The organism is Treponema sp. UBA785, assembly GCF_002297065.1.
GTDB lineage: Bacteria > Spirochaetota > Spirochaetia > Treponematales > Treponemataceae > Treponema_D.
In genome coordinates, this window is sequence record NZ_DBJD01000094.1 from 20,861 (window position 1) to 31,647 (window position 10,787).

Annotated in this window: 9 protein-coding genes and 1 pseudogene; 5 read left to right on the forward strand and 5 right to left on the reverse strand. The window is 40.7% G+C overall.

The features are described from left to right. The 4 genes and pseudogenes from B2X33_RS08700 to B2X33_RS08715 form a co-directional block, all read right to left on the reverse strand. Window positions 1–544 (reverse strand): annotated as a pseudogene (locus B2X33_RS08700) (translation initiation factor IF-2); the annotation flags it as partial. A gap of 103 nt (window positions 545–647) precedes the next feature. Then, window positions 648–2,102 (reverse strand): transcription termination factor NusA, encoded by a 1,455-nt coding sequence (gene nusA, locus B2X33_RS08705; RefSeq protein WP_296669046.1) that lies wholly within the window; start codon window positions 2,100–2,102, stop codon window positions 648–650. 81 nt (window positions 2,103–2,183) lie between these two features. Further along, a complete protein-coding gene (locus tag B2X33_RS08710) occupies window positions 2,184–2,657 on the reverse strand; it encodes an LSm family protein (protein WP_296669048.1) in 474 nt (157 codons plus the stop codon). Window positions 2,658–2,793: 136 nt separating this feature from the next. After that, complete coding sequence (locus B2X33_RS08715) at window positions 2,794–3,504, reverse strand: RluA family pseudouridine synthase (protein WP_296669050.1); 711 nt, start codon at window positions 3,502–3,504, stop codon at window positions 2,794–2,796. Window positions 3,505–3,724: 220 nt separating this feature from the next. Here B2X33_RS08715 and B2X33_RS08720 point away from each other — a divergent pair, with 220 nt between their 5' ends. Further along, complete coding sequence (locus tag B2X33_RS08720; protein WP_296669052.1) at window positions 3,725–4,924, forward strand: hypothetical protein; 1,200 nt, start codon at window positions 3,725–3,727, stop codon at window positions 4,922–4,924. A 36-nt stretch (window positions 4,925–4,960) separates the two neighbouring features. On the opposite strand, the gene B2X33_RS08725 is transcribed toward B2X33_RS08720, so the two are convergent. Then, window positions 4,961–5,611, reverse strand: coding sequence for a PTS sugar transporter subunit IIA (locus B2X33_RS08725; protein WP_296669053.1), 651 nt, complete (start codon window positions 5,609–5,611; stop codon window positions 4,961–4,963). 185 nt (window positions 5,612–5,796) lie between these two features. On the opposite strand from B2X33_RS08725, the gene B2X33_RS08730 reads away from it, so the two are divergent. The 4 genes from B2X33_RS08730 to B2X33_RS08745 all read left to right on the forward strand — a co-directional run. Then, entirely contained in the window at window positions 5,797–6,861 is a 1,065-nt protein-coding gene (locus tag B2X33_RS08730; protein ID WP_296669055.1) for a TP_0783 family beta-propeller protein, read from the forward strand. Between the two features lie 20 nt (window positions 6,862–6,881). Next, window positions 6,882–7,742, forward strand: a complete 861-nt coding sequence (locus B2X33_RS08735) for a peptidoglycan DD-metalloendopeptidase family protein (protein ID WP_296669056.1) — start codon at window positions 6,882–6,884, stop codon at window positions 7,740–7,742. A gap of 190 nt (window positions 7,743–7,932) precedes the next feature. Beyond that, window positions 7,933–9,792, forward strand: coding sequence for a phosphoglucomutase (locus B2X33_RS08740; RefSeq protein ID WP_296669057.1), 1,860 nt, complete (start codon window positions 7,933–7,935; stop codon window positions 9,790–9,792). A 21-nt stretch (window positions 9,793–9,813) separates the two neighbouring features. Then, window positions 9,814–10,787, forward strand: a 974-nt coding sequence (locus tag B2X33_RS08745) for a phosphohexomutase domain-containing protein (protein WP_524539507.1), incomplete at its 3' end; no start/stop codon positions are given.

Sequence of the window (10,787 nt, forward strand, 5' to 3'; positions counted from 1 at the left end):
GACGGTTAAATCCGCCGCCTTGAGCGTTTCTATCGCGGTTCTGATAATTTTCGCGCGCCTGCGCTCCAGAAAAACCTCCGGAACGCTGTCCGTTATTGTTATAATTTCTGTTTCCATAACCGCCGTTATAGCCACCTTCGCGATTGCCATAACCACCGTTCTGACCACGGTTGTAACCGCCGTTACGCTGACGGTTTGGAGTTGAAAGATTGCCGGCTTTTACATTTGGTCTTGCAGAGCCGATTTCAAAAGTAGTACGAGTCTGTCCAGCAGGACGCTGTTGCTGAGGACGAGGAGCAGAAGAAGCTGCTGCTGCCGGTACAGGAGATTTTTTTACAACTGGAACCGGACGCTTTTTATTTTCTCCGTTTTCAGCCGCACTTTCCTGAGCCTGCGCAGGCGCTTTTCTCTTTACGACTACAATTTTTCTCTTTTCCGGTGTACCTGAATTTGCAGAAATAGCAGCAGATGCTTTGTTTTCTGCTGGTTCTGCTTTTTTCTTATTCAATACAAATCCGGGCTTTTTCTCTGTTTCTTCAGCCATATTTTCTCGTTTTTCCCCTTATAATTTTTCTCGCACTACTCTTTTAGCCTTCGATATTAAAATTTATTAAAATTTCAAAGACTTTTTATTCTACCGTTTTTTATTACTCAAATTCAAATTCTACGCCACATTTTGGACATTTTGTCATATCCAAAGTGATTTTTGCGCCACATTCAGGACAGAAATACTCTTCCTCTTCTTCCTGTCCAGGCTTTTCTTCTTCTGTTTTTTCAGAATCATCTTCAACAAATTCAACTACATCGCGAATGATTGAATTCACTTTTTCAAGCTCTTCCTGGGTTACGCCTTCAACATTGATTGAATCAGAATCGAACGAATCAACAAAAGTCTGAATATCATCAAATCCAGCAGCCTTGAGCCTTGCAGCAACATCAACATCAACTCCTGGCAATTCAGAAATCGTCGAAATCGGTTCGCTTTCTTCAGAACCAGTGCTTTCTTCTGAAGAATTGTTAAATAGATTTTCCGCAGCCTTGCGTGTAGAGAACTGGCTCAAATCCATTTCTGCAGCCTGCTCTTCGGTTTTTACGTCAATTGACCAGTCGCAGAGACGGTTTGCAAGACGAACATTCATGCCAGATTTTCCGATAGCAAGAGAGAACTGACTTTCGTTTACAATTGCAAGAGCCTGTTTTTTTTCTTCATCCGTAATCAAAACTTTCTCAACTTCGGCAGGCGAAAGCGCGTTTTTAATAAACTCAACAGGATTCTGGTCATAGCGCAAAACGTCGATTTTTTCACCTTCAAGCTCGCGGATTACATTCTGAATACGTACACCCTTAAGACCAACACACGCGCCTACAGGATCCACATCTTCCTTATTAGAGAAAACTGCAATCTTAGTGCGATAACCTGCTTCACGAACAATTTTGTAAATTTCGACTGTCTTATCTTCAAGTTCAGGAACTTCAAGCTCAATAATTGACTGTACGAATTTAGGATCTGTGCGGCTCAAAACCAGCTGAACTCCAGAAGAAGTAGTTTTTACGTCAACAACAATAGCCTTAATTCTGTCATTTTTCTGATAAATCTCGCGTGAGCTCTGATATTTTTTTGGAAGAACTCCTTCAACTTTACCAAGATCAACGTAAATATTTCCGTTGTATTCGCGCTGATAATATCCAATGATAACTTCGCCGATTTTGTCTTTATTTTCTGCCAGAAGATTGTTTTTAAAGCTTTCGCTCAACCCCTGATGAGCAGCCTGTTTTCCAGTAGAAACAGCAGAACGCTCAAAAGTCTTTGGATCAACAAGAATAAGGATTTCATCTCCAACTTCACATTCCTCGCTCATTTTAAGCGCATCTTCAAGTTCAATTTCTGTCACAGGGTCGTAAACACCATCTACAATTACTTTTTTCGAGTAAACCGAAACATCCGACAAATCATCTGCAAAATGAACTTCGCAGTTGTCCGCTGTTCCGAAAGTTTTTTTGTAAGCCGCCTTGATTGCAGACTCTACAGTCTGTTTAACAGATTCTACAGAAACTCCCTTTTCTTCTATGAGTTCCCGAATCGCTTCTGACATTTCTGACATATTATTTCTCCCTTTTGAAGTAGAAAAAAATTAACGGTTGCCTCATTTTTTAGAGGCTTCCCAAAAAATTCAATTCTGCAATTACAAATGAATAAATTTTGCTTTTGCTATATCTGCATAAGAAACAGTCTTCTGCTCAACAGAACCATCCGAATTTTCAACTTCGAGCGTTATCGAAGCATTGTCAGAGGAAACAACTTTTCCACCGACCCAATCCGTAACTGTTTTATCCCAAACCCGGACCTGACGTCCTTTAAAAAACGCAAATTCAGCCGCATTTTTTATATTTCGCTCCATTCCAGGAGAAGTAAGCTCCATGTAAGTATCATCAGTTCCAAGAATTTCTTCAATTTTTGGAAGAAGCGCATGATGCACCTTCGAGCAGTCATTTACGCCGATATTTACACTCGGATCATCTCCTGTAATTACAGCAAGAATATGAGTCGTGCTTCCATGTTTAGAAAATTTTAACTCAACAAGGTGGTAGCCAAGCGAAGAAGCAACATTTTCACATTCCTGATAATGCGGATAAGAAGTTAAAGGTATATAATCCATAATCTCTGTAATTTTGCTCCGGCAATAAAAAAGGACCCGTTTGCGCGGATCCATTTAAATATTACTATTAAAATGTTAACATACTTTACGATTTTAACAAAAAAATGTCAAGTACAATTCCTTATATAACAAAAAACTACAAAAGTTCAGCCGCCTTTTTTATATGCTCCGGCAAATCCACGTTAAAAACAGTTTTTTTCCCATCGACAGGAAGAGTTATCGTCGTCGCAGCAAGACACAGTTTTTTAAGGCCGAGTTTCCGCGCCTTTTTATTCAATTTAAAGTTTCCGTGCTTATCATCCTGAACAATCGGACAGCCGGCCTTTGCAAGATGAATTCTTATCTGATGCATTCTTCCGGTTCCAAGCGCAAGGTGCAAGACAGAAAGCTCGATTTCTTCACTTTCAAAAGAACCATCCTCCTTTTTAGCAGCATTTTCCGTTCCAGAAACAATTTTAACTTTTCCAGATTTTAAAACCTTAAAGTCCGTAACAGCATTCAATTCACGTCCAGCTTTTACAACGTTGTCTTTTAAAGTTCCAGCCAAAGCCGTTTTTCCATTTACACAAGGCAATCCAAAACATACAGCCGTATATTCTTTTTTTACCTGTTTTCCTGCAATCAAGCCAATCCATCTATTAGCCGCGGCAGCCGACTTTGCAACAACCATAAGACCGGACGTTTCCTTGTCGAGCCTGTGCACCAAAAAAACCTTATAACCGACCTGCTTAGAAAGCTCTTCGTCCAAAGAATGCGCAATACCTGCGCCGCCCTGAACACTCATTCCGGCTTCTTTATTTATTAGAAGAATTTCCTCATTTTCATATACAATTTGAATATTTTTCATCCGATTATCAATCTGTAAGTATTTTTTTTGATTTTTTGGGGCCATTTTTGCTTGCGCAAAAACCGGGCTTTTCAGGGTTGTCATTCCAAAAAATGCAATTTCGCAAAGCGCAATCACATTTTTGGAACGCGCTTCGCTCGCCCTTACAATCCCTTGTCCAGTTGTGTATATTACAAAAAAAGTATTTTTTAGCCTAGTATTTTATGGAAGTGTCAAAATTATGAAAAAATTCCACCAAACTTTTATCCGCTCGATTTTTGCAATATTCTTTTTAATTTTTCCAAGTTTTCATTCGTTTTCAGAACTGATTTCAAGTTCAATCTACGGCTACAGCATAGATTTTCCAGAAATGTCAGAAATTTCAGATATGACGGAAGACGAAAGCTCAATTCTTTTTACTCACAAGCTTCTTCCGGTCCAAACCGCAGTAAAAGTCTGGCCGCAGGAAAATTTTCAAAGCAGCGCACAAGCCCTTTGCAAAACCTTAGAAAAACTTTCTGCGGCTGGAGAAATTTCTACGGCAAAATGGCGCAACAGAGAATGCGCCGTTTCTCAGATTACAATAAGCGAAAAAGCGCTTGGCACAAAAATGTGCGGCTGGGGAGCTTCCATTCCTATTCCAGATAAAAAAAGTTTTCTGACAGTTATTTCGTTCGCCCCGGAAGACAAGGCATACAACTGCGAACAGTTTATTCTTTCTATATTAGACAGCATAATGGTCGACCGCGGAAGCTTTAAAGAAAGCGGACTTATAACCGCATTCGCCTTTCCAAAGGCCGGACAAAAAAAAGTAACGCTCACAATTGACGGAAAAAAAATAAACACGGTTTTGGACAAAGATGATTCCGAAGCAAACCAGTTTGTCGTTGACCGTGAATTTTCAGTTTTTAAACTGTTTGTAAACCAAAAATGCTGGAAAGAAGCATGGCAGCGTTTTTACAGAATAATTGCAAAAGACGGAATGGGCCGCACAAAAAAAGCGGCATTTGACATTTCAAACGCGCTGCTCGAAGATTGTCAAAAAGAGTCCCCGGATTTTCCGGAAGCGGCAATTGCGCAAAAACTTTTAACCTGGACGCAAAATTTTAACTACGAAAGAAAATCCTCTTCAGCTGACAGCGCCGATTTTACAAATATTCCGGCAACGCTCGAAGGGGCAGGCTCTGACTGCGACAGCCGCTCAATGCTTTTAATGCTCCTTTATAAAAATCTTGGACTGGATTCAATTATGTTTATAAGCACTCAATACAGCCATGCCATGGTAGGAATAAATTTACCGGGAAAACAGGGACAAACCTACAGTCTCGACGGAAAAGAATATCTTTTTGGAGAAACTACGGCAAAAAATCTAACTTTTGGAATGATTGCAAAAGACATGCAGGACAGAAAAAACTGGATTCCTGTAGAACTCTACGAATAACTTAAAAGAAAGACAATTTTTCTGTTCTGACAAAGACTAGTTCCGTGTTAAAAGAGCATATACCTCTTCTGGAGTTGAAGCATCAAGAAGCTTATCACGCAAAGCCTTTTCTTTTAATTTTGAACTGAAAAAACTCAGCGTCTGAAGGTAATATGTGTGCTGATTATAAGCCGCTGCAATCATAATCAAAATTCTTACAGGAATTTCATCAATTGACTGATAGTCGATTATGTCCTTCTTGCAGATTCCAACACTCATTACAAGGTCTGTCACGGAAGACAGGCGCACATGAGGAATTGCAATTCCACGGCCTATTGCTGTAGACATAAGCTCTTCACGCTTTAAAATTTCTGTAACAAGCTCATCGCTGTATTTTACCTGAGGAGCTGTGCTCAAATTGTTTGCAAGCTCAACAAGAGCATCGCGTTTTGTAGTATGATTTATAAAAACAATGCGGTCTGGTGAAAGAATGTTTTTTACGATTACTTCAGGATTGCTTTCTTCTTTTTTGATATTTGAAGAAAGACGTTCATTTACCCATTTTTCAATCTCTGATTTTTTAAAACGCCATACCGTTCCAATTTTTCCAGCAGGAATTTCGCCTTTTTGAGCCCAGTCATAAACAGTGCGTTCAGAAACACGCAGATATTTTGCAACTTCTTCAATTGTAAGGATATCGTCTTCCACTTTTTTCTCCAAATTTTTTATAAACTCTTAACAATCTTTTGCATATTTTGCATTTAGAACGGTATTTTGTCAAGCAAACACATTCTCTTCAACTTTATTGCAAAATTAAAGAACATTCTGATAAAAAAAACATTTTTTTATCAAACTTGACCATAATTTTTAATCATTATACCATAAAAATAACCATGCTAAAAAAAATAAATCCAATTCCTACGATATGCGCAACGATTGTGCTTGCATATACATTTTGTGCAGTAAAGCCTCTTTCTAAAGAAATTCATTTTGTGACCAAATGGACGGTTGACTGCAACAAAACTTCTCCAGATTCAAACAAAATCGAACCTTCGCAATATATTCCGTTCAGGCTTGGACAAAACGCAGGATATTTTACAGAAGAAGGCCGAATTGCTCAGACTTTTACATTTCCGTACAAAATTGCAATCAGTCCAGATGATTACTGCATTTACGGAACAAGCGACAAAAGCCTAAAGCTTATATCCAAAGAAGGAAATCAAAAGAAAGAACTAAAAATGCAAGGATTTCCGTTTTTTCAAAAAGACAGAAAATTTCTTATGTTGCCAGGCGGAACAAGCTTTGTTTTTTTGAATGAAAATTTTGAGCCAAAATGGAAATTTGAAAATTATGTTCCTATTACAGCTCTGGATTCTACAAACGAAAAAGTTGCCGCAGGCTATGCGGACGGATCAATTCTTATTTTTGACACAGACGGAAAAATCGAACAGCAGTATGAGCCAGGCGGAAGCAAATATCCTGTAATTCTAGGTCTTGCAGTTTCGGATGACGATTTATCGACAGCGAGCGTAAGCGGTCAAAAACAGCAGAGATTCACACTTGCAAAAAAAGAAAACGGAATTACAAAAATCTTCTTTCATGAATATCTGGAATCAGATACAACAAAACAGGTTCTCGTAAAATTTTCAAGCGCCGGTGATTACTGCTATTTTGCGCACAAAGACTGTCTTGGCATTGTAAACTGCAAAACTTTAAAATCAAAGCATATTCCGATAAAAGGCGATATTCTTTCGATAGAAGAAACTGGCGACAAAAAAAATATCTTTGTCCTGAGCAAAAATGACGGAATTTATTCAGTTTCTGTAATACAAAAGCACTCGGTCTATTCCGGAAAATTTAGCTTTAAAGCGGAAAACGCCTGCATAACAGTAAAAGACAATTCGCTTTTTGTCGGACGAGACAGTTCGATTTCGAGAGTGGACATTGAGTTTAAATAAAAGCCGGAGGCAGATTTTGTATGAAAAAGATATATTCCATATTGACATTAGTTTTTGTTTCTTTTTTTGCCTTTGGTTTTGACTGGCCGCAGGAAGAAATCATGTCCGACACTTTTTTTGCATATTTTGCGCACACCCGTGGCGGAGTTATAAATCCTTCGCTGATTTTTAGCGACAGCGGAGAAATTAAAACTTCCAGCAAAGGAACTGTCACCGCGGTTTTGAGCGAACATGACGAAGATTCTTCGCTTTTTGAAAGCACTCTTGGAAACGCGGTGATTCTCGTTCACGATGACAGCTTGATGACAGTTTATGCAAATTTGAATTCTGACGATCAGGAAAAACGATATGAACTTTCGGAAGTTGAAAACGCAACCCCTCTTGGAACCTGCGGAAGCTCCGGCTGGCAGGAAGGAAACGCTCTTTTGGAATTTCAGGTTGTCGATTTAAAGGCCAAAACGCTCGTAAATCCGCGAATTTTAATGCCGCGCTTTGGAAACGAGCTTCCGCTTGAAATTCTCAATCTTACGGCTGTAAATAAAAAAGGAACTGAATATAATTTTGACAAAAATAGAAGAATTCCTTCGGGGACATACTTTATTTACTGCGCACAGCGGCCGGTTTCTATGCCATACAAAACGGCAATTCTTGTAAACGGAGCAGTCGCCGACACAATTACATACGACGCGCTGGTAAGCATAGACGGAAAACTATGCGTAAACAATAAGAGCAACTATTCTTCTTCTGTAATTTATCCAGACCAAAAAAGACAGCTCTTAGGCGAAATTGCAATTCCGAAGGGACACAACAGAATTACAGTTTCGGTTGCAGATATTCTGGGAAAAGAAAAAATCCTTGCATATTCTGTGGAAGCATATTGAATTTAAACAAAAAAAATGCACCCCTGATTGGAACGGCGCGCAGCGTCCGCCTGCGGCGGATGGAGCAAAAGCGGAACCGTGGAAAGCAGGTTTGAAAGCGGCTTGCGGTCCCAAATAAAAAACAAGAATTTTCTAGTTTATTGCGATTAGTCTTTTTTGGTGATAAAATGTTTCTGTTATGGAACACAAGATGATTACATCAGCGTCTGGCTGGCGCAAGGTTTTTGCTGAATCCGGAGAAAAAGACGACGGCAATAGCGAAATCGGAAATTTAAACCGCACAATCGCGGCGCTTGCAGCAGAAACCTTTGCAGACTATATGCTTGCTCAAAAAAAATCCCCTTTAATTATAGTTGGAATGGACACTCGTCCTACAGGTCCGGCAATTGCAGAAACAATGCTTAGGGTTTTTCTGGCAAAAAAAATTGCAGTTTCGTATACTGGAATCATTGCCTCTCCAGAAATTATGGTTTATGCACATTCGGCGGACGGATTTGTCTATATTTCGGCAAGCCACAACCCGATTGGCTACAACGGAATTAAATTCGGGCTGAATGACGGAGGTGTTTTGAATGGACAGGAAAACGCAAAACTCGTTGCAGAATTTGAAAAAAAATGCGTCCGTCCTGATGCTGCTGAATATGCGCAAAAATTGGCTTCTTCCTGTTCTGACATTGATTTGGATTGGGTTTTTGCAGAATCAATCGCGACAAAACATTCGGCGGCAAACACTTACAGAAATTTTGAAAAAGAAGTAATTTCGGGTTCGAAAGAGCCTGCCGTACAAAATGCGGTATTTGCAAAAATAAGACAAAACTTGATTCAAAAACCGCTGTGCGTAGTAGCAGATATGAACGGTTCTGCGCGCACAATGTCCATTGACAAAGCATTTTTAAACGAATGTGGAATTTCCTTAACGACAATCAACAGCGCTCCAGGACAAATCGCCCACGAAATTATTCCTGAACCGGAAAATTTAGTTTGGTGCGCACGCGAAATCGAAATAAGACAGGCCGCTGGCGACAAAAACTGCATTCTTGGCTACATGCCTGACTGCGACGGAGACCGTGGAAATATTGTCTATTGGGACGAAATTGAACAAAAAGCAAAGTTTTTAAGAGCACAGGAAGGATTTGCGCTTTCAGTTCTTTCAGAACTTGCATATTCGGCATATCAGGCTCAAGTTTCTCAAGGGTGCGGACTTGCAAAAAAAGCAGAGCTCTTTTTATCAGGAAAAAATGGACAAACCGGCTCTTTTTTTGGCGGACAAAAAGTCGGTGTTGCGGTAAACGGCCCTACATCAATGAGAATCGAAGAAATCGCGCATGCTTTTAAGGCAGAAGTTTTCCGTGCGGAAGTTGGCGAAGCAAATGTCGTAAATTTGGCGCGCGAAAAGCGAAGAGAAGGCTGGACAGTGCGCATTTTGGGCGAAGGTTCAAACGGCGGAAACATTACTCATCCGGCGGCAGTGCGCGACCCTCTTTGTACAATTTTTGCGCTTATAAAACTTTTGATTTTAAAAGACGACCAAATCAACGGAGTTTTGAGAAAAGGTCTTTTTCATCTTTGGTGCGAAGCAAGCGGCCAAATGGAAAAATACAAAGAAAACTACACATTGCGCGACATAATTGAAACTTTGCCTGTTTACACGACTACTGGCGTAAGCGAAGAAAGGGCAGTCCTTCAGATAAAAACAACAGATCACGGAATTTTAAAGGCAAAATTTCAAAAAATATTTGAAAATCAGTGGAATTTGCATAAAAATGAATTAAAGGAACTGTACGGTTTTGAAAGCTATGTTGCTGTCAGAACAAACGGAACCGTTGAAACCAAAAACATTGACGATTATTCGCAGAGCGGCAAAGGCGGACTCAAAATCATTTTTTACGATGAAAACGAAAAGCCTGTCGCATTTATGTGGATGCGCGGAAGCGGAACAGAGCCTGTTTTCCGCGTAATGTGCGATGTAAAAGGAAACAAACCAAAAGAAGAACAAAAGCTTCTTGAATGGGAAACAAAGATGATTCTGCGTGCAGATTCACTAGCATAGAACTTTTTATGGGAGAAATTTATGGAAAAATCAGAAATTCTTGAGCGTGCCAAAAAGTACATCGAAGAAGAAAAGGACGAGAGATTCCGGAAGGAAGTTGAGGAGCTTGTCGAAAAAGAGGATATGAAGGAGCTTGAAGACAGATTCTATCAGACTCTTGAATTTGGAACAGGCGGACTGCGCGGAGTTATGGGCGGAGGAACAAACCGCATGAACACTCTCGAAATAAACCTTGCCACCCAGGGACTTGCAAACTACGTTCTTAAAGCGTTCCCTCAGAAGGCAAAAGACGGAACTTTGAGCGCGGTAATCGCCTATGACAGCCGCAAAAATTCCGATGTCTTCGCAGAGGCGACAGCCCTTATTCTTGCCGCAAACGGAATCAAGGCTTATCTTTTCACAGGCCTCCGCCCTACTCCAGAGCTTTCGTTCGCAATCCGCGAGCTTGGAGCGCAGACAGGCGTTGTCGTTACGGCTTCTCACAATCCGCCGCAGTACAACGGCTACAAGGCTTACTGGGACAACGGAGCACAGGTAATCGAGCCGCATGACGTTGGAATCATCGATGAAGTGAACGCTGTAAAATCAGTAAAGACAATCTCAAAGGAAGAAGCGCTTAAATCAGGAAAGCTCGTTATGATAGATAAGGAAATCGACGAGAAATTCTGGGCGATGTGCAAGGCTCAGCTTTTCCGCCCTGAGCTTATCAAGGAAAAGGCTTCAACAGTAAAAATCGTCTACACGCCGCTCCACGGAACAGGCGCAATGCACGTTGAAAAAGTTCTCGGAGACCTCGGACTCAAAGTAATCACAGTTCCGCAGCAGAGAGAGCCGGACGGAAGATTCCCGACAGTTGAAAAGCCGAACCCGGAGGAAGCTCCGGCGCTTAAGCTCGCAGTTGAGCTTGGCGAAAAAGAAAAGGCTGACTGCGTAATGGCGACCGACCCGGACGCAGACAGATTCGGAACTGCATTCCCTGGAAAAGACGGAAAATT